We start from the raw sequence: 25,349 nt of genomic DNA, 5'->3' as shown, positions 1-25,349 counted from the left end.
TCACTCAGCGCAGCAGGTGCCGCACGCTCAAGTCCAGTCCGCTCAGGAGCGTGCGGGCCAGACTTTCCAGCTCGGATGCGTCGACCTTCAGTCGTCGTCGCAGCTCCGCGTGGGTGCGCTCGGTGAGCGTGTCCCTAGCGGCCTTGAGCCACCGCGTCATGGTGGCGCGACTCACGCCATGCACCCGGCCAATGTCCTCCACGCCCACGTTCTCCACGAGGTGCAGCCGGAGGAAGGCGCGCTCGCGAAGCTCCATCGAGGCGAGCGCGGAGGCGATGGACGCTTCGATGTCCGCGTGGTGGCGATGCTTCAGCGCGGCGAAGGAGGCGTCCTGGACAGGCAGCAGCGCTTCCTCCAGGGCGATGGGGCGGGCGGCGCGCTCACGCAGCTCCGTGAGCGCGAGCCGAAGGGCCACGGTGCGGACCCAGGTCTCCAGGGGGCCGCGACCGTCGTATTCGGCAAGACGGGGTGGGGCATCCTCGCGGGGCAGCAGCAGGCGTTCGCGCAGCCGTTGCATGGCTTCGTCCACCACGTCGGGGGCCATGTTCCTTCGAGCCAGGGCCTGGCGCGCGGCGGGGAGGAGGCGACGCTCGAAGAGCGCGAGCGCCGCCGGAAGGCCCCGTGCGCACGCACAGGCGAGGTACAGGTCCTCCACGTGTCGGACGGGGTCCGTCCCGCCGCGTGCGCTCAGGTGCGCGAGGAAGACGCCGCGTTCGAGCACCACGCCGGGCCAGGCGGCGCGGGCCCTGAGGTACGCGTCCTCATCGGGGCGGGGTGGGTCCATGCGGTTGGGAGTGTACAACGCTGGCTCCTGTTCCAGCCCGAGGGCGCGCGCCGGGGCCGAGGGCTCGTACCGCGCCGAGTCATTCCCGCGGCGGGTGGATGGCGGTGGCGAAGCCTCCGGCGTGGTGCTCTGCGAGGAAGCGGGAGAGCTGGTCCGGGGTGAGTTCGCGGCAGGTGCTGGACGGGTCGTGGACGATGAAGTTGCCCTCGGGCGTCATGCCCGTCACCGCAATCCAGTGGCCTCCGGAGAAGTTGCCGGAGGCGTTGGGTGGCTGCTCGTTGGCGAGCATCACGCTGCTCTCACCGTTGACGGCGACGAGGTTGCCCGCTTCGAGCTGTTGCTGAATCCAGGCCGTATCGGAGCCGGCGTGGGTCTCCGATGTGAGTCCCTGGTTCGCGGCCATCTGCTCGATGCCGACGTAACCGGTGCCTTCGGCGCCCATGCCGATGGAGTTGGCGAGCTGGTTGATGAAGGCGCCGTCGGACAGGCCCTCGCCGAGCCCGTAGCCCTTGAGAATCATCGCCAGCGTCGTGGGGCCGCAGTTGGAGAAGCGGTTCCAGTCGTCCTCGGTGCCCTCGGAGGAGGTCTGATTGATGTACGGCACGGGGTAGCGCTCACCCGGCGCGGAGGGGCTGGAGGGCGTTGAGCCCAGCGTCGGCGTGGCGCCCGGCGTCGGAGCGGAATCCTGGGTGGGGACGGACGGCGGGAGGCCGTCGGTGAGGGTGGGAGGGGCGGGAACCTGGAGCGTGCTGCCCGCGTGGATGAGGTCCGGATTCTCCAGGCCGTTGAGCTCCACGATTTGTCGCGCGATGTCCTCGACGGGGCCCGGCACGCCTTGCTGCATCAGGCTCCACGAGATGTCCCCCAATGTGTCACCGGGTTGCACCTGCCAGTCGGTGGTCGGGGCCTTCGGCAAGCCGGGTGGAACGCTGTTTCTCAGCGCCTCCGCCATCTGGGCGCCCTGCTCACGAAGCGCATGCTGGAGGAGGAGGGCTTCAAGCTTCGCCATCTGCTCGTCCCGCCCCGGGTCGCCGAGCGCTTCGCGCAAGGCGTGCTGCCTGAGCGCGGCGCCGAGGTCCTCGAGCTTCTCGCCAGACCCTGCGTTGCCCAGCGCCTCGCGCAAGGCGTGTTGCCTGAGCGCGGCGCCGAGGTCTTCGAGCTTCTCGCCACGCTTTGCGTTGCCCAGCGCTTCGCGCAAGGCACGTTGCCTGAGCGCGGCGCCGAGGTCCTCGAGCTTCTCGCCACACCCTGCGTTGCCCAGCGCTTCGCGCAAGGCGTGTTGCCTGAGCGCGGCGCCGAGGTCCTCGAGCTTCTCGCCACACCCTGCGTTGCCCAGCGCTTCGCGCAAGGCGTGTTGCCTGAGCGCGGCGCCGAGGTCTTCGAGCTTCTCGCCACGCCCCGCGTCGCGGAGCGACTCACGGAGCATCCGCGCTCGAAGTGCCTCGCCCAGCTCATCGAGCTTCTCGTTCCGCCGTGCCTCGTCGGCGGCCTCGCGGAGTTCGGTGCCGACGGCACGCCCGGGGTGCTTCAACCCCTTCGTATCCTCGGCCCTGCGCGGGGACGGCCCCGGGGCGTCGAAGGCATCCATGCGTTGGCGCGGCGCCGGCCGTCCGGAGGCGGCTGTCCCGGAGGGACGAGATGTGTCGTGGGAAGGACTCCGGACGGGGCGCGCGGCAAAAGAGTGAAGGAGGGACCGGATGGTCATTTCGTTCTCCGCTGAGAGGGTTTGGAATGTTTGTCGATAAAACGCGAATATTTGTTTCGTGCGCCGGTGAGGTTTCCTTCATCACCCCGTCGCGCTGGGAACCTCATTGAATCCCAGTGAATTCATTGGGTTGGCGTGGATTTGAGAAATATTGAGCCACTAATTCCCCGGGTCCCGTCTTCCAGGTGGAGCGGTGTTTGAAACATTGGTTTTGTTTGTGATTGAGGGCCGGGGAAGGGATGGCCTCGTGGGGGGCACCCGCACTGAAGTGTGGGTTTTCTGTCAGCGGTCGGTCCCCTGGGGCACGGATGACTCGACAGAGTGGAGGAGCGGGTGCAGCCTTGCGGACGCGATGCCGGAGCCCCTCCTGGTTGCTGCCCTGGGTGACGTCCACGGTCGCTTCCACCGCGTGGAGACGTGGTTGGACGCGCTGGAGGAGTCTCGTGGGCGGCGTGTGGGAATGGTGCTCGCGGTGGGGGACGTGGAGGCGTTCCGCCGCGCGGATGACCACCGTCGCAAGGCCGCCAAGCGGATGATGCCCGCCGAGTTCGCCGAGTACGCGGACGGGGTGCGGCGCGTGAAGCGGCCGCTCTATTTCATCGGGGGCAACAACGAGGACTTCGATGCGCTGCACGACTTCCTGGACGGAGGCGAGCTGGCGCCGGGCGTGTCCTATCTGGGGCGTGCGGGCGTGCGGGAGCTATGCGGGCTTCGCGTGGCCTACCTCTCCGGCATCCATGCGCCGCGCTTCATCGACCAGCCGCTGAAGCGGCCCGTGACTCAGGACCTGATGAAGCAGGCGGGATACTTCCGCGCGGCGGAGGTCGAGCGCGTGATGTCCCTGCGAGACGTGGACCTGATGCTGGTGCACGAGTGGCCGCGCGGCATCGTCCAGCGCGCCCGCGAGGAGAATCCCTCGCCGCCCCGGCCCCTGCCTTCGTACTGGATTGGGAACGCGGTGACGCGGCGGGTGGTGGACACGGTGCAGCCGAAGTGGCTGTTGTGCGGTCACTCGCACAAGTCCTTCGCGGTGACGTTGGAGGGAGTGGGGCGGCCCGCCACGCGCATCGCCTGTCTGGACCAGGCCACCCGGCCGGAGGAGTCGGTCTTCTGGCTGGAGTACGACGGCTCGACGGTCCAGCGCGTCGGGTGGGGCACCACCGGGCAGGTGGCGTGGGAGGCAGGCCAACGCTGGGACATGTCCGCGCTGCCGCCTGCCCCCGTGGAGAGCGAGGCCAACGCCGACGACGCACCGGTCGGCGCGATGTAGCCCCGCTCAGGGCTGTCCTTCACCCCAATGCGTGAGCGTCACCCTCGGGTCGGGTGTCACGAGCGGGCTGGGGGGAGGGGGCGGGGCTCCCGGGATGACCAGCCTGCGCCGCACGTTCGCATCGAGGAACCTGCGCGTGGCGCTCGCCGTCGTGGCCCAGCCCCGGGCGATGTCCTCCGCGGACCGCGCGGGCGCGAGGCCCGGAGCCAGCACGCTCGCCGCACCCACGCTGGTGAAGTCCAGGTGCCGCATCCCCGCGATGCGCAGCGTCCATCGCTCCGCGCCGCGCAGGGACTCCAGCAGCTCGAAGTCGGGCACCACCTCCGCATCCCCCTCCTGGTAGATGTGGAGCAGCGGGACGCGATAGCGCTCGGGGTAGAAGTACGGCAGGCCCGTCAGCCAGTCCTTGCCCGCCTGGTTCGCGAGGCCGCCATCCAGGCTCACCAGGGCGGCGGCTTCGGGATGCGCGAGCACGAAGAGGAACGCGGCCCGAGCGCCCAGGCTGTGTCCCACCAGCGCCACGCGGGTGGAGTCGATGCGGCTGTCCGACTGGAGCTGGTGCAGCGTGCGTTCGAGCTCGTGCGCCTGGGCCCGGGCGGTGGCGAGCACGTCGAGGTCCGGTCCAGGCGGCGCGCGCCGAGTGGGTGAGGGCGTGGTCGCCACGACGTAGCCGTGGCTCGCCAGGTACTCGGCCAGCACGGCCTGATGCTGGGCGGAGTGGTAGCGGCCCTGGGCCACCAGCACGAGCGGGAAGCGGCCCGGCGCGGGCGGCGCGTCAGGTACCGCGGCCATGGGCGAGTCGAGCCAGGCGCTCGTGCTCTCCTCGGGAATGCCTCGGTCGACGAGGCCCTGCTCGTACCGCGTCACGGCCTCGTTCGCGAGGAGCGCGTCACCCGTGGCCTCGGGATGCTCCTCGGAGCTGGTGAGCCCCACGTAGTCGCGATAGTGCACGCGGCGCGTCGGGTCCCCACCCCGCGCGGGATACCAGAGGGTGAGCTGGAGCGTCGATGCGCCCGCCACGTCCGGAGGGAGGGTCCGCACGCGCAGCCCCACGTTCCAGGGCCCCGCTTCGAGCTGTCCCCACAGGGGCGGAGTCAGCACCACCGGCTGCGGAGGAACCAGCAGGTAGGTGGGCGCGAACCTGCTCGCGGACTGGCAGCCCGTCACGAGCAGCAGCGCGGCCAGGGCACCGAGCCATCGCGCGGTCCGGTGCATGCGCGGTGGCGCCGCGCGGAGCCACGCCGCGTGGCTGGAGGTGCTCAGAAGACGCCCGAGACGCCAGCCATGCGCGCGCCGGCGACGGGCATCAACCGGGCGGCGGAAGAAGAGCGGCGAGAGGCGTTGGCTTCCACGGTGCCGGTGCGCCCGTGAAGCAGCAGGGGCACCGCGACGCCGAAGGCCGCGCCCAGCAGGGCCCCGGTGGCCACGTCGGTGAGGTAGTGCTTGTCGGCGCCCATGCGCAGCAAGCCCACGGAGGTCGCCAGCGGCAGCCCCACCGCCCAGATCCACGCCTGATGCTCGTAGCCTCGCAGCGCGGCCACCGTGCCGGCGGAGACCACCAGCGAGAAGGCGAGGTTGGTGTGTCCACTGTAGAACGACAGGTTGTTGTCGCTGGGCTGCTCGGTGAGGCCCTTCTGGTCCTCCGGCAGCACGTGGACGAAGGGGCGCTCGCGACCGACGAGGAACTTCACCGTCTGGTTGGCCAGCGTCGCCAGCATGGCGCTCTCCAGGATGATGGTCGCGTCCTGGGCGAAGAACCGGTCCGGGCTGTCCGACGCGCGTCCCATCGCGAACTGCAGGCCCATCACTCCGGCGGGCAGCACGCCGAAGCCCAGGATGTTGCTCCATGTTCCTGCCCGGTTGCGCGACGCCTCCGTGCTCCCCGCGAGCCCCCGGCCCCAACGGTCCACCCGGTTGAGGGTGTCCGTCCCATCCGGCGCCCGGTCGCACCAGCGGCACGTCGCCGGCGCCAGGTCGCTCTTGAAGAACGCCTCGCTCGAAATCCAGAGCACCGCGGCCGAGCCGGTGATGACGCTGTCGCGAGCCCAGTCGAACCGCAGCTCATGCAGGCGGGGTGCATCCTCCGCCGCCTGGGCCAGGGCCGGAGTCGAGGGAGCGACCACGAGGAGGAGACCCAGCACGAGACTGGAAAAGGACGAGCGCACGGTTCGCAGCATAAGGGGCTTCGTCTCGTTTTCGAAGAACCGGATGCGGGGGCGGAAGGGGGCAGCCGTCACTGGCGTGCCGCGATGGGTTTGACTACAAGCAGCCGACTTCCATTCGCATTCCGAGGCACCATCGTGAGTGATCACCCCGTCGATTTGACGGCCGAGACCTTCGAGCAGACGACTGGCAAGCCGGGTCTGGTCCTGGTGGATTTCTGGGCGGAGTGGTGCGGTCCCTGCCGCGCCTTCGCCCCCACCTATGCGTCCACCTCGGCGAAGCATCCGGACGTCGTGTTCGGCAAGGTCGACACCGAGGCGCAGCAGGAGCTGTCAGGCCGGTTCGAGATTCAATCCATCCCCACGCTCATGGCGTTCAAGGACGGTGTCGTCGTCCACCGCTCCAGCGGCGCGATGTCGCCGGGGCGCCTGGACACGCTGGTCCGGTCCCTGAAGGCGCTGGACGCCGCCGTCGCCCGGCAGGCCGAGGAGAACAAGAAGCTCACCGAGCAGGGCATCGCTCCTCCCGGTGTTCATCCCGAAGCGGAATGGGATGACAGCGACAGCGAGTGGGTCCACGGCGGCAAGGACGCCAAGGGCCGCAACCACGGGCCCTATCGGTATTGGCGCGCGGACGGCACGCTCTGCAACGAGTGCACCTTCGAGCAGGGCAAGCCGCACGGCCCCTTCAAGCGCTTCCACGAGAGCGGCGAGGTGTCCCAGGACGGCGAGTTCGTGAAGGGCGACCTTCACGGCCCCCGGACGTGGTTCGCCTCCGACAAGTTCACCACCGAGCGCATGCACGAGAACGGCGTCTCGGAGAGGGTGCGCAAGACGGTCATGACCTATGACCACGGCCGCGTCGTCGGCGTGAAGCACTACGACGGCGAGGACCGCCGCGTGGTGCCGTCGACGGGAGAGCCGTACCCGGACCGGCCCGCGGGCATTCCCGTGGAGGCGGAGCTGCGCGAGGACCTGAACCAGTGGTCCCATGTGAATCTGAACGCGGAGGGTGAGCGTCACGGCCTGGCGCGCTTCTGGACCCAGGACGGCGAGCTGCTCTGGGAGGGAGAGTTCGTCGACGGCAATCGCCATGGCGTGTACCGCTCGCTGGCGAAGGACGAGTATGCGGACCCTCGGGTGATGTTCGACGAGGGGCGGTTCGAGGGAGACGACGCCTGCGGCACCTGGACGCTGTTCGACCAGGACCGCAAGGTGGTGCTGACGCGGGACCTGGGTGTCGCGCAGGGCGAAGACGAGATGAAGGCCTCGCCGGTCTTCTCCAATCTGCCCCGGGCGGCGGCGGCGTGGCGTGAATACGCGGACACGTGCATCGCGGCGCGCAAGTACCGCGAGGCCCTCCTGGCGCTGGCCCGTGCGACCTCGAGCGACCAGCAGGTGGGGCCGCTGAAGGAGTGGGTGGAGCGCGTGACGCTGCCGCGCACGCCAGAGAACGCGCAGGCGACGGCGGGTCAGGTGCTGGAGAAGGCGTCGGACTCCTGGTCGCCCATGGCGGAGACCCTGGTCCATGGCGGTGACGTGGCCATGCTGCTGCGGGGCTACGCGGTGCTGCTGGACCAGACGGACCGGCCTCGGGCGGCGCTGGACTTCGTCAACGCGGCGCTGCTGTTCGAGCCGACGCGGACGGCGTTCCTGTTCACGCGCGGCCTCATCCTGCTGAACCTGGGGATGGACGAGCACGCGCTGATGGATGCCGATGGACTGGCGAAGTCGGAGCCCGGCACGGCGGACTTCCTGCGGGCCTATGCGCACTGCCTCTTCCCCCGGTTCGATTTCTGGCCGGCGAAGGAGACGCCGCACTCGACGTACAACGACCTGCCGGAGAAGCCCGGCCAGCAGCTGAAGGCCATCCAGCGGGTCGCCCAGAAGTACGCGACGCGGCTGCAGATGCTTCGTGCGGAGTTGCTCAAGCGCTTCAAGCCGGGCGCGGCCATGCCCTGGATGCCGCCGGATGTGTCGGCGCTGCTTCCTGACGGGCCGGTGGAGCTGGCGGAGGACGAGGTGGAGATTGGCGAGGACTCGGTCGCCGTGGACGAGACGCTCGCCGTGGGGACGCTGGGGCTGCCGGACCTGGTGCGCACGGCTCGCGCGGAGTGGGCCGCGCTGACGTGGCTGCTGTGGGCCTGTGGTGAGACGCAGGTCGTGATGCCTCGGAAGCTGTCGCCGCCGAAGGACTTCGGCCACGCGGCGGGCATGGCCAGTCAGCGGTTGTGGCGCGCGAGGGATCGCCGCGTGACGGGAGGCCGGGGCGCTCAGGCGTCAGGGGCCGCCAGCTTCAAGTTCGAGGGTATCGACATCGACAATGTCCACCCCAACCTGGTGGGCATCGTCGAGCAGCAATACGGCGAGGTGCAGGCGATGTTCTACTGGATGGCCGACAGCGACAATGTGTCTCCCTGGCAGGACAACCTGAGGGGGAGCTGAGTCATGAACAGGACTCCTCGAAAGGTCGAAATCGCGGATCCGCTCTGGACCGCGCTGGAGACGATGAGCCGGGAGATGGGCGTGGACCGCGACGTCCTCGTCAATCAGGCCGTCTTCTCGCTCGCGCGACAGTTCGGGTTCATCCAGCCCACGCAGGTCAGCCTCGCGGAAGCGGTGGCTGCTCCGGCGGTAGTCGCCGTGGCGGCACCCGCGGTCGTTGTCGCCGTCGCGCCGCCCGAGTTGACGGTGGCGAAGGCCCCCGTCGAGACGAAGACGGAACCCAGTGACGCCACGCCGAGCGTCGAGGTCGCCGAGCGCGTTCGGGAGATTGTCCGCGAGGTCGAGCAGAAGGTGGAGCTGCGGACGGCACCGCCGGCTGTCGAGCTGGCGGATACGGAGGAGGACGAGTCCAAGACCGGGGAGCACGAAGGCTCACCGGATGCGGATGAAGCCTTGGCCAGTGACGCCGCGCCGGAGGAGAAGGCCGCCGTCGCGGAGGCTCCCGTTGATGTGGAGGCGCTGCGAGAGGCCGTCGGCGCGCGAGTCCGGGACCTCGTGCGGGATGTCGATCAATGGGTCGAGCCCGTAGAAGCGAAGCCGGAGGAGGACTCGGACGACGAGGACTCGGACGACGACGCTGATGACGAGGACTCGGACGAGGAGGATTCGGACGAGGGCGCTGAAGAGTCAGACGAAGACTCGGACGACGATGCTGATGACGAGGACTCGGATGACGAGGACTCGGATGACGACGCCGATGAGGAGGACTCCGACGACACGGATTCGGGCAAGGACGCTGACGACTCGGATGAGGATGCCGAGGGCGACGAGTCGGGTGCCGAAGACGCGGACGAAGAGGACGAGGCCGCGAGTGGTCCCGCCCTGGCGGACGATGACTCCGCCGACCTGGTGACCCAGGCCAAGGACGAGCGGAAGACAGGCGCCGCCGTCAAGCCGGACAAGACCATCATCGTCCAGGCGCCGCCGGAGCTGAAGGTGCACGTCAAGCTCGACGAGGGAGAGCCCGTGCTCGTCGCGCGCGAGCGGTTCATCATCGGGCGTGGGCCGAGCGCCGACCTGATGGTGAAGTCCGCGAGGGTGTCTCGCGAGCACGCGGTGATTCAGCGCGACGGCGACGAGGTCTTCATCGAGGACCTCAAGTCCTCGAACGGCACGTGGTTCGACAACACCCGCATCACCCGCCGGCAGGTGGCGGATGGTGAGGAGTACCTGCTGGGCGGTATCCGCATCACCTTCTCGCTGACCACCTGAGCCGCGAGGGAAGACTCACTGCCTCCACCGTCTTTCGAGAGGGTGGAGGCAGCCGGGGCTTCAGCGGGACAGTGGCACCGAAGCCACCCAGAAGTTCTCCGGCAGAGGCACCGAGGTGCCCTTGAGGAGTCGGTCGCGAAGACGCGCCTCCGTCACCCACACCGTGCCTTCGTCCGACACGGTGAGGTTGACGGGCGACTCCAACCCCGAGGCGAGCACTTCCAGCGCCCTCGGGCCCTGTGTCTTCCCGAGGACCTCGACGCGGATGAGGCGTCCGTCGCCGCTCTGAATCGAGCCTTCGACGAGGAGCAGGCGGCCATCCGGTGCGAAGCGCATCCCATCTGGGTTCTCCAGACGGCGAGGCAGCTCCACCTCGGTGACTCGGGGCGGGGCGTCGGACGACGCTCCGGGGTGAATCAAGAAGAGCCGCCCTGGCCCGTAGGTATTGACGGCGAGCGTGCGCCCATCAGCGGCGAGCGCGATTCCGGCGGGGCCGACCGCGCTCATGCCCGTGCCCTGGGCCTTGAAGCGCGGGTCTGTCACCCACGTCTCCAGGTGGTCACCACCGGGGCGCAGGTACAGCACGGAGGCACGGGCGCTGTCCGTGACATAGAGGCCGCCATCTGGCGCCACGGTGAGGTCATTTCCGAGCGCGCCTTCCGGCAGGTGGACGAGCTTGCGCAGCGCCCCCGTGCGAGCGTCGAGCGCGAAGATTCGAGCGTGACGTCGTCCACCCATGGTGCCCTTGGGGCGCAGCAATCCCATGGCATCGGGAGACGTCCCCCACAGCAGGTTCCGAGGTGCATCCAGACGGAGGCTCGTCGCGGAGAACACCTGCTCCGAGCCGGGAAACAGCTCTGTCCAGGTGCCTCCTGGCGCGCGCCGGAGCACGCGGCCATCCGCCACGGAGCCCACATAGAGCGTCCCGTCCACGGCGTGGGCGATGCCGTTCGGAATGGTGAAACCGGGAGGGAGTGGCAACTGCTCGGTAACGCGGGGACGCGACTTCGCGCTCACGTCGGAGGCCGAGGAGGCGGCGGGGGCGGGAGGTGACGCCGCGGGGGTGGAGGTGAGCAGCAGGGCGGTCAAGGCACCAGCGAGGGATGGTGAGCACATCCAGTGGACTCCCGAGGCAAGGAGAGGGGACTTCAGCGAGCCGCGCAGTGCGGGTTCGTGAAGGGCGCACGAGGCCCGTGGGCCTCGCCGCGCTTCGTCACGGCGTACCTGCGAGAGAGGACGGACTCGCGGGGACACGAGGGAAGTAACCCGGGAGTGGTGCCCCATCATCGGGAGTGGGCGCATTAGACTCGTGCGGAAGTCGCAACAATCGGAGGTTGGGCGTGGAGCGCTTGGAGTTGAGGGACCGACTGGAGGACATGCTGGGTTTCTCCGCCGTGGCGAAGGCGCTGAGCTTCGCGGATGCGGCGAGGGAGCTGCGGGTGAGCGCCTCCACATTGAGCCGCCGTGTGGCGCGGCTGGAGGCGGCCCTGGGGACCGCGCTGCTGCGTCGCACCACCCGTCATGTCTCGCTCACCGAGGCGGGCGCCCTGTACCTGGAGCGTTGCACGGATGTGCTCCATCGCGTCGAGGAGGCGGAAGCGCTCGTGTCCGGGCTCGGAGGCGACCCGAAGGGAAGACTTCGAGTGGCGCTGCCCAACCTCTTCGGCCAGCTCCACGTCGCGCCGCTCATCCCGGACTTCATGCGTCGCTATCCGCGCATCGAGCTGGAGCTCACCTTCCAGGACCGTTACGTCGACCTCGTCGAGGAAGGGGTCGACGTCGCCATCCGGATTGGCGCGTTGCCGGACTCCAGCCTGGTGGCGCGTCGTCTGGCCACGGTGCGGCGTCTGCTGGTGGCGTCACCTCGCTATCTGCGGGGACGAAAGCCGCCCGCGCGGCCACAGGACCTGTCGGCCCATCCCTGTCTCCAGTTCAGCCACTTCGCGGACGGAGAGACCTGGACGTTTTCGCGGGGAGCGGAGCGCGCCACGGTCCGCGTGCGGCCCGCGCTGAGGGCGGACAACGCCGAGGCGCTGAGGCTCGCCGCGTTGGGGGGCTGTGGTGTCTCGGCGCTGGCGACCTTCCTGGTGGGAGAGGACGTGCGCGCGGGTCGGCTCGTGCGGGTGCTGGAGGACTGGTCGATCCCGGAGGTGGGGGTGTTCGCCGTCCACCCACCTGGGCGACTGGTGGCGTCGAAGGCGCGAGCGTTCGTTGCCTTCGTGGCGGAGCGGCTCGCTGGCGAGCCTTGGGACAGCCCATAGCCGAGCGGCGCATCACGAGGCTCCGAGGGCGGGAGCGAGAGTGGTAGGGAGGGTGCTGAGTTCCGGAGACGTCATCGCCGTGGCGCGGAATGGACCGCGATCTCCGGGGTTCGAGCGACATCCCATGGACCTCATTTCCGCAGCGGAGTTGCCGTTCCTGGCCTTGTCCACGTTGTTCGCCCGTTCGTTCGAGGGCTACTTCGTCCCGATTCCCGACGCACCACAGGCCTTCGATGCGCGGGTGCGGAGCGAGCACATCTCGCTCATGGAGAGTCGGGTCGCGCGGGTGGACGGAGAGTGGGCGGGGCTGGTGTTGATGGCAAGGCGAGGGCGGGTCAGTCGTGTCGCGGGCATGGGCATCATTCCCAGTCGACGGGGACAGGGACTGGGTGGGGAGATGCTGCGGCCGTTGATGGCGGAGGCGCGAGCACGCGGGGATGCGCGGATGGTGTTGGAGGTCATCGAGCAGAATGCGCCAGCGGTGAAGCTCTACGAGCGGCTGGGTTTCCGGCGTGTGCGGCGACTCGTGGGGTTCGTGGGGACGCCGACGCCGGAGTCGGGGGCGTTGGAGGAGGTGGGGCTGCAGGAGTGCGCGAGGCTGCTTCCGGACGGACTGCCATGGCAGCTCGATGCGGCGACGGTGCGGGGGTTGTCATCTCCGGCGAGGGCGTTCCGGTTGGGGCCGGCGTGCGCGGTGGTGGCGGATATCTCAGCGCCGACGCTGGGGGTGCGGTCATTCGTGGTGGAGCCCGAGTCGCGAGGGCAGGGCGCGGGGCTCAGGTTGCTGCGGGCGCTGGCCGCCGCGCATCCCGGGAAGGCGCTGGCGGTGAGCGCCGTCGTTCCAGAGGGCCTGTGCGAGCGCTTCTTCCTGGGGGCGGGCTTCACGCATCCCGCGCTGTCTCAGTTGGAGCTCGTGCTCGACTTTTCGCCAGACGCGAAGTGAGTCAATCATGGGGGGGCAATGTCGCGACCGGTCCTCTTTGCCATCGTCCCCGTGCTCGTCTTCTTCGTGGCCTGCTCGGGGCGCAGGCTCTTTTTCGTGCGCTCGGAGTTGCCCATCCTGGAGGGACGATTCGATCTCGCGATAGCTCCGGGGCCGTGGTCCCATGGGGACGTGCCCGTGGTCATTTCCGATGCGGCCGATGTGCCGGATGACCTGGTGCTACCAACGCTCAAGACGTTGATGACCCTGCCGGGGGCTGTGGATGCCTGCGACCCAACGACGAGACGCCCACGCCCGGATGCGGCCGAATACTGTGTCGCCATCTACAAGACTCCGAGCGACTGGCGTGTCACGTGGCCTGTGCGCAACCTGATGAAGGAACAGAGTTCCTGCCAACCTCCGTTCGGTGGAGTCGATGACGAAGATTATGGGCGGGACCTTCCCGTCATCGGCTTCGCGCACAATCACCCTTGTGGATCCTGGATGAGCAGCCCAGACCTGACCCAGTTTCCCGCCATGAAGACCGAGGGAGGGGTGTGGACCATGGTGTCCTATGCGACGACCCCCAGTGGCCGACTGGCTCGTGACGCGAGGAATCAACTGATTCCCGCCTGGGCCTGGCTGGCCACCGGACACAAAGGAGCACCTCGTTTCTACAAATGGAATGCCGAGGGCAGGGTGTTCCAGTGGAATGAGGACAAGGCCCGCTGGGATTTTCAGTCCGTCTGCCGTCCGAGAGAGTCACCTGGAATGCGCGGTCCGAGGATGCTTTATCCGGAGTGCGTACCTGAACTGACGCAATAGAAGGCGCTGGAGCCTGGTCCCATGCTGACGCTTTCGCACTACATCCTGCTGATGACGCTCCTGTCAGACGGTGGGGTGCCTGTTCCTTCACCAGGGAACGGCGCTGGTCGCAAAGGCCCCGAAGTCTCGAGGGCCGAAGCGAAGAGTCTTCCCGAGCCTCCTCGGTCCATCAATGCAGTCCGGGATGGAGGTTCGCCGACGCCCGCAGCCAGCTCCTTGGTGCGGGACGGTGGAAGTTCTCGGCCCAATCCCCCCACGGCAGATGGAATTGAGTGGCCTGAGGACTTGAAGCCACTGGCTACGCTGGATGGCCCAGCGGTCCTGGCAGCGCATGCCGCTTTGAAGACGCTCCTGGCAAAATTGCCGAAGGAGTATGCGAGTGACTGCTCGTACTCGGCCAAGGCCATGGAGATCTCCGTAGGCCAACATGGCGGGCTCTACTTCGTCGAAATCAATCGACGGGTCGACAAGTGCGGATGGGCCGCTCCGGGGTTCAACCCTTCGCCGCACTGGTTCGAGCTGTACGCCGTATCACCTGAAGGGAAGGTCCTGGCGCGCTACCCTTACCACCCCTGAATCCGCAGGGGCGGACGCGGGCTCACCGCTCGCGCAGGTGGGCCGTGAGTCCCGTCAGGTGCTCCCTCGCGGGGGTGATGACTTCCGGCCGCTGCGTCTGGAGCGCGAGCCGGAACGAGGCGATGGCCGCCGCCAATTCCTCGCGGGCCCGTCCCGTGAGCTGGACATGCAAGGCATCTGCTCGCGCGAGCGCCGTCGTGTTCGGCAGGGCATCCTGGGGATGCAGCTTCAACGCCGCCATGGAGCGCCGCGCCTCTTCGATTTGCCCCGGTGACAGCTTGCCCGGCCGCTGCTCGATGACGAAGGCTTCCTTGCGACCCGTGGTGACGACGGTGACCTCCACCTCGAGGATGCCATTGAGGTCATACGAGAAGCGCACGTCGATGGACTGCTCTCCCGCCGGAGCCGGTGGAAGTCCCGAGAAGGCATACTCGCCCAGCTTCACGTTGTCGCTGCACTGCGCATGTTCGCCCTGGTACACCTCCAGCCGAATCTCTCGCTGGAAGTCGCCGGCCGTCCAGTAGCGCTCCACGCGGCTCGCGGGGATGACCGTGCCGCGCTCCAGGATGGGACTGAAGATGCCGGTGATTCGCCGGTGGCCCGCCTGCGCGGCGGTGCTCACCCCCAGCGTGAACGGCGCGACGTCCGTGACGACCAGGTCATCCACGGCCTGGTCTCCCGCCTTCATCGCCGCCTGCACCGCGGCGCCCATGGACACGGCCTCGTCCGGCGGCAGCTTGCGCAACGGCAACCGTCCAAACACCTGCGTCGCGAAGGTCGTCACGCACGGCATGCGCGTCGAACCTCCGACGAGCAGCACCTCCTCGATGTCCGTGGCCTTCAGTGACGCATCCTGCAACGCCCGATGAATCGGCCCGCGCATGCGCTCGAGCGCGGAGGCCCAGGCGTACTCGGCATCCTCACGGGTGAGCGCGAACTCGAAGTCCAGCTTCTTGCCTTCCGCCACCGGCAGCTCGGGAAGGACGATGCGCGTGCTCTCCGTCTGCGACAGCCGCCGCTTCGCGGCCTCACACGCCTCCCGCAAGCGCGCCCAGCCCGGTGCGTGGGCCTCCAGGTCGAAGCCCTTGTCCTGTCGCAACCGCTGGGCGACATGGCGCGCCAGCAACGTGTCGAAGTCCTCGCCGCCCAGCCGCGCATCACCCGCCGAGGACTGGATCTCCACCACGCCCTCGATGATCTCCAACACCGTGACGTCGAACGTCCCGCCACCCAGGTCCAACACAACGGCTTTCAGCTCCCGGTTGCGCTCGTGCAGCCCATAGGCCAGCGCCGCCGCCGTGGGCTCGTTGATGATGCGCTCGACCTTGAGTCCCGCGATGGATCCGGCGTCCCGAGTGGCCTGTCGCTGCGGGTCCCCGAAATAAGCGGGGACGGTGATGACGGCCTCTTCAACCGCCATTCCCAGGAAGGCCTCGGCGTCGCGCTTGAGCGCGGCGAGCACCAGCGCCGACAGCTCCTGGGGCGAGTACGTCCGGTCTCCCAGTCGATAGACCCGCGAGGTCCCCATGTCTCGCTTGAAGGCGAGCGCCGCCTGCTCGGGGTGGAGGACTCCGCGAGAGCGGGCCGCCGCGCCCACCAGCACCTGACCCTGTTCGTCGAGCGCGACAGCGCTGGGTGTCAGGAACTCGCCGAGGGAATTGGGAATGAGGACCGGCCGGCCCTCACTGAACACGGACACCAGCGAATAGGTGGTGCCCAGGTCGATGCCGAGGATGGGAGACTTGGAAGAAGGACTCATAGGGATTGGGGGCAGAGTCCCCGGAGTTCGTCCGTGAGACGGAACCGGGCGGCGGTCATTCGCGCCTGGCGCGCGGCGGGGTCCTGCTCGTTCGCGGGGACTCGGGCGGTCTGTTCCTGCACCACCGCGAGGACCTTCATGTACTTCCTCGACACGTCGGGACAGTCCTCCGCCTCCACCGAGTCGACCAGCTTGGTGAGCCCCGTACAGGCTTCCTTTGAGTCAGTGCCGGGGATTGCCGCGCACAGCACTCGGGCTGCCTCGCGCGCCGCCGACACGCGCTCCTCACGAGTGACCTCCTCGGTGCCTCCAGGACCCGACTTCGGCCCGAAGGTCATGACTCCCACGGCGACCATGGTCGCCATCAACACGCCGATGGACGCGAGCGCGTACGTGGTGTACCGCGAGGCGCTCCGTCCCGTGTCGGGCGCCGGCGGCTTCGCGTCAGCGGGGGCTTTCTTCGGCGGGGAAGGGCGGGTCACTCCGGGCGGCGGCCCCTTGGGCACCAGGCTCTCCCCGAGCGCGGCCTGGAAGGAAGGACAGCGGGCGCGAATCTGCTCCAGGGCATGGGCGGCGCGCTCGGGCTCGCGGCGGCGATAGGCGCGCATCTGCTCCCGGGTGTTCTCCAGGTTTCCGTTCAGCACCGCATCGGCGAGCAGCTTGCGCACGCCGGGAGAGACGTCGTCATCCAGCTCCGCCAGCTCCTGAACCAGCCTCCACACCCACGCCTCATCCTGTTCCTGGAACGCGTCGAGGAGTCCCTCGGCCTCCAGCCACGCTGAGTAGCTCGCCTGCAGCGCACGCGCTTCGCGGGGCCGGCCATTCAGGTGCAACTGCAGCAGGAAGGCGAGCACCCACGTGGGTTTCGGCGGTGGATGTTCGGGATGGCGCTTGATGGCAGCCAGCGCCACGAGCGCGGCCTGGCCCGCCTTGTCCCAGTCATCGGAGGTGCCCAGCTCCTCGGCGAGTCCCCACAAGAAGGGATGCGCGGCCGTCGTTCCGAGCAGGTTGATCTCCGCTTCGGTCAACCGCTGCGGAAAGGTCTGCGCGAACGCCAGGAGGAACTCGGGGTGCCCCTGGTTGAACGCGTCCCGGAAGGCTTGCGTCGCCTCCTCCTTCCGGTTCGACGCCATCAGGGCCTTGATGAGCCAGTGGCGGGCCTCGCCTGCCTCGGGAAGGGATTCCACCGCCTCGCGAGCAATCAGGACGGGCGCATCCGTGGGAGCATCCGAAGGCAGTGTGCTGAAGCGGGCCCGAAAGGTGTCGAGCCGCGCGTCGGCGCTCAGGGGCCCGGACGCGTGTGGCGCGTCGACCGTGGCGGGAGCCACCGGTTCCGGAGCGGCGCTCGTGCGCGGTGCCTCGGTGCCGTCGTGCGCGGCCTTGAGCAGCTCATAGGCTTCGCGCAGCCGGGCGAACCCTTGGGGGTCCACTTCCGGCTTGCGGGTCTTCAACATGCGCAGATACGTCCTGCGGACGAGGTCGGGCTCCGCCTCGGCGGCCACCCCCAGCTCCCCGCGAGCCTCTTCGAGCGTCATTCGAGTCGGAACGCTACACCGCGCCTCGAAGCGGAGCGACTGCCAAGAGTGGCTCGACCATCGACCCGATTTCAAACCCCAGGATTGGGAGCACGCCTGGGCTCGGGCCCTGGCCCGGCTCAACGAGTCTCAGCGGGAGGTGCTCGCCGCGACCTCGCTGCTGCCTGACCCCGCCGGGTTCGCGAAAGTCGCCAGCGAGGGTCCCGCGCAATGGAAGCTTGAGAGAGCTCCATCCGGCGGAGCTGCCCACGCTGACGCTCGATGAACAGGCCTGGAACGAACCCCGGGTCATCGCCGCGAACGTCGTCCTCACGGGCCCGGTGCGGTGGCGTGCGCCGCTCGTGTTCCTCGGGAGCGTCCTGTCCACGCTACCCCTCTCCGATTGTGGTCCCGACTCGTCTGTAACCATCGTCGGACGCGTCACCGCGCCGGGACTCGTCACCTCGGGCGACATGCAGCTCCTGGGCGAGGTGGACATTCCCCTCATCGAGGGGCAGGGCAACGACAACATGCTCATCGTGCTGGGGGACGTGAGCGCACGGGTCATCCAGGAAGCGGACCATGCCTGCTGCTGGGCGGGGACCGTCGTGGCGCGGACCCATGCGTCCCTGGGCGACCTCCCCAAGGAGCAGCGCCAGAAGCTGGAGGACGCCATCCTCCCCGAGTTCCTGGCGGAGAGTCGGCCGCGCCTGGCCCCCGCGATGGAGGCCCTGGCCGCCGGTCAGGACGTCTTCCGGGGGCGTCCCGAATGACGACCGCGGCGCCCGGATGCGCCGGGGCTTCGGGATAAACCCGGCACGGAGGTCCGGTTCACTCGTGAATCGTGTGAAACAGGTGGGCAAGCAGGCGGGCTTGCAAACACACTGGGCGCCGAGCGTGGAATGGAGCATGAAAGCGACCCGCTCGGTCGTTCTACACTCCGCGCATCCATGGCCCGCCCCATCCGTACCCTCCACGTGTTCCCCGATGCCAGTCGGCGTCAGGCCGCCTTGCGTGCGGAGCGGAGCGCCCGGGGCCTGGCGATGGGGACGGACCTGCTCACCTGGGATGAGCTGCTGGGCGTGCTCGGGGGCGCTCGCGAGCTGAACCGGCGTCCGTGCCCGGCGGTGGGCGCGCGCGCGGTGATGTCCTCGCTGGGGGCGTTGCTGGGTCCCACGCACTTCGGCGAGTACGTCCGGGAGCCGGCCTTCGCGCGCGCGGGGCTGGACGTGGTGCTGGACCTCAAGGCGGGGCGCCTGTCGCCGCGCGAGCTGCAGGACGCGGTAGAGGTCCTCCCGCCCGAACGGCAGAAGCACGTGCGGGTGCTCGCCCGGCTGTACCACCTGTACGAGCAGAAGCTGGCGGAGCTGGGCCTCGCGGACCGTGAGGACGTGTTGAGGGGCTCGCGCGAGGCGCTCGGTCGGGGTGAGTGGCCTACGAGCTGGGATGGCGTGGGCACGCTCGTCCTGCATGGCGTTTACGACGTGCGCCCCTCGGGCCTGGAGCTGTTGCTGGCGCTGGCGGCCGCGTGTGAATCGCGGCGCGTGACGCTGCGGGTGGAGACTCCGGTGGGTGGCTCTCCGGTGGCGGACGCGGCGCTGGCCTCGCTGTTCCGCGCGTTCGAGAACCGTGGCGAGACGATGCCACACGTGGACCTCTTCAAGGCGGACGTCACCTTCGAGGCCCGGCCCTTCATCGACCTGGGGCGCTTCGTCTTCTCTCCCCGGGCGCCGCGCGAGGCGCTGAAGGACGTGGAGCTCCAGCCCCGTGTGTGGAGCGCGGCCACGGCGCGGGAAGAAGCGCGACTGGTCGCCCGGGACGTGCGCCGACTCATCGCCGACGGGGCGTCTCCTTCGGACATCGCCATCGCCTACCGTGAGCTGGGAGCGGAAGCCGGGTGGCTCGCCGAATCGCTGGGCGAACTGGGGGTGCCCGTGCGTCTTCCCTGGGGCGAGCCGCTCGCGCTGGCGGGGCCGGTGCGCCTGGCGCTGGACCTGCCGTTCCTGGTGGAGGATGGCTTTCCGGCCGAGCGCGTGGCGGAGCTGGTGGGCAGTCGCTACGCGCCCACGTTGTCGCGGGGAGGACCGGAGGCGCCCGCGAGCTTCTTCGCACTGGCGGCCGTGCGTGATGACCGGCTGGGCGCGCTGCGCGGGCGTGGCGCCTATGACATCCGGCTGGATGGGCTCGCGCGTCGACTCCAGGCGTTGCAGGGTGCGCAGAAGAAGGACGGGAGCGCGCGCATCCATGCGGTGCGGCTGCTGCGCGAGCGCTGCCAGTTGCTGGTGGATTACTGCCGACGGATTCCCGAGAAGGGCACCGTCGCGGAGCTGCTGGCCACGTGGTGGCACGTGGTGGAGCGGCTGGGGTTGATGGACTCGGAAGGGCCGCTGGAGGGTCGTGACGAAGGCGGGCTCGCGGCGCGGGCCCTGGATGCGCGAGCCCGTGACGAGGCCGCGCGCGAGGCGCTCCGGTTGCGAGTCCAGGGACTGCTGCGGACGATGAAGGCGGTGGGCGGCGGCCCGGTGTTGCGTCGGCGCACCTTCGGCCGCTGGCTGCGCGATGCGATGGCGGACGCGCACCTGCCCGCGCGAGGGCCTCGTGGCTCCGCGGTGGAGGTGCTGGATGCCGCCGAGGTTCCAGGGCGCTCGTTCCGACATCTGTTCATCGCGGGGCTCACCGAGGGACGTTTCCCGGGACGGGATGCGCCCTCTCCGTTGCTCGGGGACGCGGAGCGCTCCGCGCTCAACCAGCACCTGGGACGGGATGTGTTCCGGCTGACGGGAGGCGAGTTCGAGGAGCGAGCGCCGTGGCGGCTCACCGAGGACCGGCTGTTGTTCGCCAGCGCGCTCGCGGCGGCGGAGGAGACGCTGAGCCTGTCCTTCGCGATGGAGGGCTCGGGAGGCCAGGAGCAGGTGCCGTCCTCGTTCCTGGAGGAAGTGCGCCGGCTCACCGCGCTGAAGTGGCAGCCGCGCTCGCTGCCGCCGATTCCCCCGCTCGACGAGGTGCTGACGGAGTCCGAGCTGCGTCGCTGCGTGGCGCTGGAAGCCCTGGCGCAGCCGAAGCTGCGCGTCACCGAGCCGGACGCGGCGGCGAGCCTCCTCAAGCGTCACTTCGACAAGGAAGCCTGGTACTCGGGCGCCCGCGAGCTGTCCCTGGTGGAAGTGGAGCGCCTGTTCTTCTTCGGCGACCCGAACAAGAAGCCGGGGCCCTTCACGGGCTCGGTGGACGGGAACACGCAGCGCGCGTCCTTGCGTGAGGCGTTCCGCTTCGACCTCACGCGGCCGCTGTCCGCTTCCGCGCTCGCGCGCTTCGGCAACTGTGGCTTCCAGGGCTTCCTCACGTATGGCCTGAAGGTGGCCGAGCCGGACCGTCCGGGCGAGGAGTTCGACGCGAGGGGCCGCGGCACCTTCTGGCACCGCGTCGTCGAGGAGGTGTTCCAGGCGCTCAAGGAGCACCAGCTCCTGGGCAAGGCGCCGGAGGACGTGCCGGACGAGGTGTTGGACACGGCGCTCCAGTCGGCGGTGGCGCACTTCGAGAAGTTCCACCACGTGGGGCATCCCGCGCTGTGGAAGCTGGCGCATGAGCGCGCGCGGGCGATGGCCCGTCGCATCCTCGTGGACGAGCGGCGCGGGCTGCCGTTCGAGCGGATGGTGCCAGAGGGCTTCGAGCTCCAGTTCGGCCCCGCGGCCACGGACGACCGTTGGCGGCATGTCGTCCTTCCCATCGAAGGGGACGCCATCGTCTTCGAGGGGAAGATCGACCGGCTCGACGTGGCGGGCTCGGAGGTGGGCGTCATCGACTACAAGTCCGGGAAGCTGGACAAGAACGAGCTGAAGAAGCGGCTGCTCACGTCGGACTTCCAGCTGCCGCTGTACCTCTTCGCGGCGCGGGAGAGCGGGCACGCGACGGCGAGTCAGGCCGCGTGGTTCTCGCTGCGCACCGGCGCCACCATCCATCTGTCCGACGTCGTCCCCGCGCAGGAGCTGGATGAGCTGCTGTCCACGGACCCGGAGGTGCGGGCGAGGGTCGCCGCGAAGGAGGGTGGACGCAACCTGCCCAACGCGGTGGAGTCACTCGTGAAGACGCTGCGAGAGGGACAGTTCGCCGCGCGACCCCAGGACTGCGGCATGTGTGGCTTCCGCGCCGTGTGCCGCATCACCGAGCGCCGGATGACGGAGGAGGGCGGATGAGCGTGGCTCCCTCCCTGCTCGCGCTGGAGCGCAACCTCGCGTTGATGGCGGGCGCTGGCGCGGGCAAGACGTACAGCCTGGTGACGATGACGCTGCACCTGTTGGCCGGTGCGCGCGAGGCGGGCGCGGCGATTCGTCCCGCGCGGCTGTGCATGTTGACCTTCACGGACAAGGCCGCGGCGGAGATGCGCTCCCGCGTGCGCCAGCGTCTGGATGGGCTGGCCCAGGGGGATGCTCGCCTGGACCAGGAAGTGGAGCTGCGCGAGTCGCTCGAACGGCTGGGCCGGCCCTTCCCGTTGCCCGATGCGTGGAGGCAGATGCGCGAGGAGCTGGGCTCGGCCACGGTGGGAACGTTCCACTCGCTCTGCGGCCAGTTGTTGCGACGGGCCCCTCCTGCGGTGGGTATCGACCCGAGCTTCGAGGTGCTCGACGAACTGGAGGCCTCCAGCCTCGTCCAGGACGTGGCCGAGCGCGTGGTGTTGGAGTCGCTGGAGGGCGGGGACGCGCAGGTGCGCGAGCTGTGCCAGGAGCTGGGCTTCTCCGGCTCGGGCTTCTCCGACGGACTGGTGGCCGCGCTGGTGTCGGTCTACGGCAAGCTGCGCGAGGAAGGGTTGAAGGCCGCGTCGGCCGCCGTCGGAGACGTGGCGGAGGCTCGCGAGGACCTGGATGAAGTCCTGACGCAGAGCCTTCGGCTGTGCGGTGAAGCGCGCGCGCTGGATGCGAAGGGCGAGTGGAGCCGGCTGGTGGGCGCCCTGGAGAAGGCGCTGAACGGGATGACGGCGGAGAACTTCCATCAGGGAGACCGCTACCCGTGGTTGCGCGCCAGCTTCGCGGCGGATGGGCGCAACTTCGCGAGGCTCAGCAAGGGCGCTGCGGGGCCGGTGCGTGAGCTGTACTGGCGGACGTTCGGCAAGAGCGACGGCTCGGTGCGCAGGCTGGAGGATTCCTGGGCCGCGTGGCGCACGGCGCCCTTCGAGGCCACGTTCCGTGAGCTGCTGGGCCGCGTGGAGACCCGGCACGACGCGGAGTTCTCCCGTCGCAACGTCTTCGACTTCACGTCGCTGCTGGTGAAGGCGAGGGACCTGCTCAGGGACTACCCCGAGTTCCGCCGACAGGTGCAGGAGCGCGTGGGCTCGCTGCTGGTGGACGAGTTCCAGGACACCAACCGTCTCCAGTTGGAGCTGGTGTTGTTGCTCTCGGAGCGGCGCGAGGAAGGCCCGCGCGAGCTGGCGCCGGACGTGGACCTGGCTGCCGCGCTGCCCTTGGAGCCCGCGTTCCTCTGCGCGGTGGGAGACCGCAAGCAGTCCATCTACGAGTTCCGTGGCGCGGATGTCTCCGTGTTCACGGTGCTCGCCAAGAAGATTGAAGACGAGGGGGGCACGCGCGGCTTCCTGCAGCACAACCGCCGCTCGGTGCCGGGGCTGTTGTCCTTCTTCAATCACGCCTTCGCTGGCGTGCTGGTGGCGGCGGATTCGCAGGCGCCGCGTCCGTTCGAGGTCATCTACGTCCCGGAGGAGGACGACCTGTCCCCGGTGCGTGCGTCGCTCTCCGAGACGGCCGCCGTGGAGCGGCTCCACCTGGAGGAGCAGGAGACCGCGGGCGACTTGCGCTGGCTGGATGCGGACTGCGTGGCGCGACGGCTGCGCATCATGCTCGCGCCGGGCGCGGCGCCCACCGTGGCGCGCGAGGATGGCGAAGGGGCCCGGCCCGCGCGCGGGGGGGACGTGGCCATGCTGTTCCGGACCTTCACGCACCTGGAGGTCTATCGACAGGCGCTCATCCGTCACGGTGTGCCGCACCGGGTGTTGCGCGGACGCGGCTTCTACGGCGCGCAGGAGGTGTTGGACCTGGCCTCGTTGCTGGCGCTGCTGGCGGACTCGGAGGACGCACTCGCGTTCGCGGCCGTGCTGCGCTCGCCGCTCGTGGGACTGTCGGATGCGTCCCTGTTCCAGCTCGCGGGGGAGCAGCCGTTGTCGCTGGCGTCGCCGCGCTTGTCGGACCCCACGGTGCTGGAGTCGCTGCCCGAGCGCGAGCGGGTGCGCCTGGTGGACTTCCTCGCCGCGCTGCCCGCGTTGCGCCAGGAGAGGGACCGCCTGGGTGTGAGGGAGCTGCTGCTCGCGGCGCTGGACATGACGGGGTATCGCGAGGCGTTGGCGGGCTCACCCTACGCGGAGCAGGCGAGCGCCAACGTGGAGAAGCTGCTGTCGCTGGCATCGCGGCGTGACGAGCGTGGCACAGGGGGCTGCGTGGCCTTCGCGCGAGAGCTGCGCATGCTGGCCGAGTCCGACCCCACCGAGGCGCAGGCGGACCTGCTGGACGCGGGAGACCCGCGCGCGGTGCAGTTGCTCACCATCCACCGCGCCAAGGGCCTGGAGTGGCCCGTCGTCGTGGTGCCGGGCATGGGCGGCCGCCGTCGGAGCACCTCCGGGCGCGCGCACTTCGAGCGCTCTCATGGCATCGCCCTGCGGCCGTGGGTGCCGGACTCGTTGGAGGGCTACACCTCCAATCGCTTCGAGGCGGTGCGACAGGAACTCAAGGCGCGCGAGGACGCCGAGTACCGCCGCCTGCTCTACGTGGCCCTCACGCGCGCGAGGGACTTGTTGGTCCTCTCTGGAGGCGAGGAGCCTCGCGCGGGCAAGGACTCGTGGTGGCATCTCGTCGATGCGCGGTTGGAAGACGTCACCACGCGCGAGTTCGTCGACGACGTGGACGTGGATGAACTGCCACCGCCCGCGGACCCGGAGCCTCCGGGACCGGAGTCGCTCGCTCGCGCGGGGGCTCGAGTGGAGGCCGCGCTGCTGCGCGTGCGGGGTGGGCTGGTGGAGATGGGCGAATCACCCGGTGGAGTCTCCGCGCCCGTGAGCGCGGTGCAGGACTTCCTCGCCTGTCCTCGACGCTTCCACTACGTGCACCGGCTGGGGCTGCGCGCGGCGCCCTGGCCCTGGGAAGCCCCTGTCCGGGACGCGCCGCTCCTGGTCGACCCGGAAGGCTGGCTGCCAGCGAAGAGTCCAGCGGAGCTGGTGCGCGAGCTGTTGCGGAGAGCGGACCTGCGACTCGCCTCGGCACGTGACGTGGATGTGACGGAGCGCCGAGCGCATCTGGAGTCATTGTTGCGCGAGGCAGGCGCGCTTCCGGACGACGAGGGCATGGAGGAGGTCCTGTCGACGGTGGAGCGCTTCCTCGTCACGGACTTCGCTCGCTCGGTGGCGGAGTCTCCCTCGCGCATGGTGCACCGGAGCCTGGCCTTCTCGCTGTCCCTGGAGGACGGCGTCTCCCTGGAGGGCGAGGTGGATGTCCTGTGGGAATCACCTCGCGGTGAGGCGGTGGTGGTCGCCTACAAGTCGGGTGGACGACATCCCCTGGGGGCCGCCGCGTATACACACGAGCTGGCGGCGCTGGCGTTGGCGGCTCGACGGATGGTGCGGCCTGGAGTCCCCGTCCGTGTGGGCGTGGTCTTCCTGGGCGAGGCCCAGCCCGAGCCCGAGTGGAGCATGGACGGGGTGGGTCAAGAGGAAGCGGCCAGGCGGCTCGCGGACGGCGCGCGGGCGCTGGCCAGAGGAGAGGTCCGAGGTGCCTGGGCGGGACGAGAGGTGGCGACCTGCCAGGCCCTGCATTGTGGCTTCTCGGAACACTGTCACCCGGCCCCTTCCGCGTGCTAAGCGGC

At 69.4% G+C, this 25,349-nt stretch carries 17 protein-coding genes; 10 read left to right on the top strand and 7 right to left on the bottom strand.

Features of this window, described 5'->3' with window-relative positions:
* Positions 1 to 4: 4 nt before the first annotated feature.
* Together HUA75_RS20310 and HUA75_RS20305 are read right to left on the bottom strand one after the other, a co-directional pair.
* A complete protein-coding gene (locus HUA75_RS20310; RefSeq protein ID WP_217446162.1) occupies positions 5 to 802 on the bottom strand; it encodes a sigma-70 family RNA polymerase sigma factor in 798 nt (265 codons plus the stop codon).
* A gap of 61 nt (positions 803 to 863) precedes the next feature.
* The gene (locus HUA75_RS20305) at positions 864 to 1,793 is read right to left on the bottom strand and encodes a C39 family peptidase (protein WP_174487325.1); all 930 of its coding nucleotides are present in this window, start codon (positions 1,791 to 1,793) and stop codon (positions 864 to 866) included.
* On the opposite strand from HUA75_RS20305, the gene HUA75_RS20300 reads away from it, so the two are divergent.
* Positions 1,761 to 2,504: a hypothetical protein gene (locus HUA75_RS20300; protein WP_174487324.1), complete on the top strand. Its 744-nt coding sequence runs from the start codon at positions 1,761 to 1,763 to the stop codon at positions 2,502 to 2,504. The genes HUA75_RS20305 and HUA75_RS20300 overlap by 33 nt on opposite strands.
* Before the next feature lie 337 nt (positions 2,505 to 2,841).
* Positions 2,842 to 3,759, top strand: a complete 918-nt coding sequence (locus HUA75_RS20295) for a metallophosphoesterase (RefSeq protein WP_141648917.1) — start codon at positions 2,842 to 2,844, stop codon at positions 3,757 to 3,759.
* A 6-nt stretch (positions 3,760 to 3,765) separates the two neighbouring features.
* Here the strand turns inward: HUA75_RS20295 and HUA75_RS20290 are convergent, their stop codons facing one another.
* Entirely contained in the window at positions 3,766 to 4,974 is a 1,209-nt protein-coding gene (locus HUA75_RS20290) for a dienelactone hydrolase family protein (RefSeq protein ID WP_174487323.1), read from the bottom strand.
* Positions 4,975 to 5,018: 44 nt separating this feature from the next.
* A complete protein-coding gene (locus tag HUA75_RS20285; protein ID WP_174487322.1) occupies positions 5,019 to 5,936 on the bottom strand; it encodes a phosphatase PAP2 family protein in 918 nt (305 codons plus the stop codon).
* Positions 5,937 to 6,059: 123 nt separating this feature from the next.
* On the opposite strand from HUA75_RS20285, the gene HUA75_RS20280 reads away from it, so the two are divergent.
* Positions 6,060 to 8,366, top strand: coding sequence for a thioredoxin domain-containing protein (locus tag HUA75_RS20280; protein WP_174487321.1), 2,307 nt, complete (start codon positions 6,060 to 6,062; stop codon positions 8,364 to 8,366).
* A gap of 3 nt (positions 8,367 to 8,369) precedes the next feature.
* Positions 8,370 to 9,638 (top strand): FHA domain-containing protein, encoded by a 1,269-nt coding sequence (locus HUA75_RS20275; protein WP_174487320.1) that lies wholly within the window; start codon positions 8,370 to 8,372, stop codon positions 9,636 to 9,638.
* A 60-nt stretch (positions 9,639 to 9,698) separates the two neighbouring features.
* Here HUA75_RS20275 and HUA75_RS20270 read toward each other — a convergent pair whose 3' ends face one another.
* Positions 9,699 to 10,754 carry an SMP-30/gluconolactonase/LRE family protein gene (locus HUA75_RS20270; RefSeq protein ID WP_174487319.1) on the bottom strand — a complete coding sequence of 352 codons (1,056 nt, stop codon included), beginning with the start codon at positions 10,752 to 10,754 and terminating at the stop codon, positions 9,699 to 9,701.
* Between the two features lie 224 nt (positions 10,755 to 10,978).
* Between HUA75_RS20270 and HUA75_RS20265 the strand changes: the two genes are divergently transcribed.
* From HUA75_RS20265 to HUA75_RS20255, 3 genes are all read left to right on the top strand, one after another.
* Positions 10,979 to 11,899, top strand: a complete 921-nt coding sequence (locus tag HUA75_RS20265; RefSeq protein ID WP_217446160.1) for a LysR family transcriptional regulator — start codon at positions 10,979 to 10,981, stop codon at positions 11,897 to 11,899.
* A 124-nt stretch (positions 11,900 to 12,023) separates the two neighbouring features.
* A complete protein-coding gene (locus HUA75_RS20260) occupies positions 12,024 to 12,842 on the top strand; it encodes a GNAT family N-acetyltransferase (protein WP_174487318.1) in 819 nt (272 codons plus the stop codon).
* An 18-nt stretch (positions 12,843 to 12,860) separates the two neighbouring features.
* Positions 12,861 to 13,646 (top strand): hypothetical protein, encoded by a 786-nt coding sequence (locus HUA75_RS20255; protein WP_217446159.1) that lies wholly within the window; start codon positions 12,861 to 12,863, stop codon positions 13,644 to 13,646.
* Positions 13,647 to 14,244: 598 nt separating this feature from the next.
* On the opposite strand, the gene HUA75_RS20250 is transcribed toward HUA75_RS20255, so the two are convergent.
* Both HUA75_RS20250 and HUA75_RS20245 read right to left on the bottom strand, forming a co-directional pair.
* Positions 14,245 to 15,981, bottom strand: coding sequence for an Hsp70 family protein (locus tag HUA75_RS20250; protein ID WP_174487316.1), 1,737 nt, complete (start codon positions 15,979 to 15,981; stop codon positions 14,245 to 14,247).
* Positions 15,978 to 17,516 (bottom strand): hypothetical protein, encoded by a 1,539-nt coding sequence (locus HUA75_RS20245; RefSeq protein WP_174487315.1) that lies wholly within the window; start codon positions 17,514 to 17,516, stop codon positions 15,978 to 15,980. Before HUA75_RS20245 ends, HUA75_RS20250 begins: the two co-directional genes overlap by 4 nt.
* Before the next feature lie 218 nt (positions 17,517 to 17,734).
* On the opposite strand from HUA75_RS20245, the gene HUA75_RS20240 reads away from it, so the two are divergent.
* The 3 genes from HUA75_RS20240 to HUA75_RS20230 all read left to right on the top strand — a co-directional run bounded on the left by HUA75_RS20240 (position 17,735) and on the right by HUA75_RS20230 (position 25,344).
* Positions 17,735 to 18,268: a hypothetical protein gene (locus HUA75_RS20240; protein WP_174487314.1), complete on the top strand. Its 534-nt coding sequence runs from the start codon at positions 17,735 to 17,737 to the stop codon at positions 18,266 to 18,268.
* A 177-nt stretch (positions 18,269 to 18,445) separates the two neighbouring features.
* Positions 18,446 to 21,685 (top strand): PD-(D/E)XK nuclease family protein, encoded by a 3,240-nt coding sequence (locus HUA75_RS20235; RefSeq protein WP_174487313.1) that lies wholly within the window; start codon positions 18,446 to 18,448, stop codon positions 21,683 to 21,685.
* Positions 21,682 to 25,344 (top strand): UvrD-helicase domain-containing protein, encoded by a 3,663-nt coding sequence (locus HUA75_RS20230; protein WP_174487312.1) that lies wholly within the window; start codon positions 21,682 to 21,684, stop codon positions 25,342 to 25,344. The genes HUA75_RS20235 and HUA75_RS20230 overlap by 4 nt, the downstream gene beginning before the upstream one ends.
* Positions 25,345 to 25,349: the final 5 nt, after the last annotated feature.

Origin of the sequence: Myxococcus sp. CA040A, assembly GCF_013336725.1 — a bacterium.
GTDB classification, from domain to species: domain Bacteria; phylum Myxococcota; class Myxococcia; order Myxococcales; family Myxococcaceae; genus Myxococcus; species Myxococcus llanfairpwllgwyngyllgogerychwyrndrobwllllantysiliogogogochensis.
The sequence above is the reverse complement of the archived record's forward strand: the minus strand, read 5'-3'. Positions and strand labels throughout refer to the sequence as shown.

Coding starts and splice junctions, on each gene's coding strand:
- HUA75_RS20305 (WP_174487325.1), bottom strand. CDS start 1,793: ATGGCGAAGCTTGAAGCCCTCCTCCTCCAGCATGCGCTTCGTGAGCAG.
- HUA75_RS20270 (WP_174487319.1), bottom strand. CDS start 10,754: ATGTGCTCACCATCCCTCGCTGGTGCCTTGACCGCCCTGCTGCTCACC.
- HUA75_RS20255 (WP_217446159.1), top strand. CDS start 12,861: ATGTCGCGACCGGTCCTCTTTGCCATCGTCCCCGTGCTCGTCTTCTTC.
- HUA75_RS20275 (WP_174487320.1), top strand. CDS start 8,370: ATGAACAGGACTCCTCGAAAGGTCGAAATCGCGGATCCGCTCTGGACC.
- HUA75_RS20250 (WP_174487316.1), bottom strand. CDS start 15,981: ATGAGTCCTTCTTCCAAGTCTCCCATCCTCGGCATCGACCTGGGCACC.
- HUA75_RS20295 (WP_141648917.1), top strand. CDS start 2,842: ATGCCGGAGCCCCTCCTGGTTGCTGCCCTGGGTGACGTCCACGGTCGC.
- HUA75_RS20290 (WP_174487323.1), bottom strand. CDS start 4,974: ATGCACCGGACCGCGCGATGGCTCGGTGCCCTGGCCGCGCTGCTGCTC.
- HUA75_RS20300 (WP_174487324.1), top strand. CDS start 1,761: ATGCTGGAGGAGGAGGGCTTCAAGCTTCGCCATCTGCTCGTCCCGCCC.
- HUA75_RS20235 (WP_174487313.1), top strand. CDS start 18,446: ATGGCCCGCCCCATCCGTACCCTCCACGTGTTCCCCGATGCCAGTCGG.
- HUA75_RS20260 (WP_174487318.1), top strand. CDS start 12,024: ATGGACCTCATTTCCGCAGCGGAGTTGCCGTTCCTGGCCTTGTCCACG.
- HUA75_RS20230 (WP_174487312.1), top strand. CDS start 21,682: ATGAGCGTGGCTCCCTCCCTGCTCGCGCTGGAGCGCAACCTCGCGTTG.
- HUA75_RS20285 (WP_174487322.1), bottom strand. CDS start 5,936: ATGCTGCGAACCGTGCGCTCGTCCTTTTCCAGTCTCGTGCTGGGTCTC.
- HUA75_RS20245 (WP_174487315.1), bottom strand. CDS start 17,516: ATGACGCTCGAAGAGGCTCGCGGGGAGCTGGGGGTGGCCGCCGAGGCG.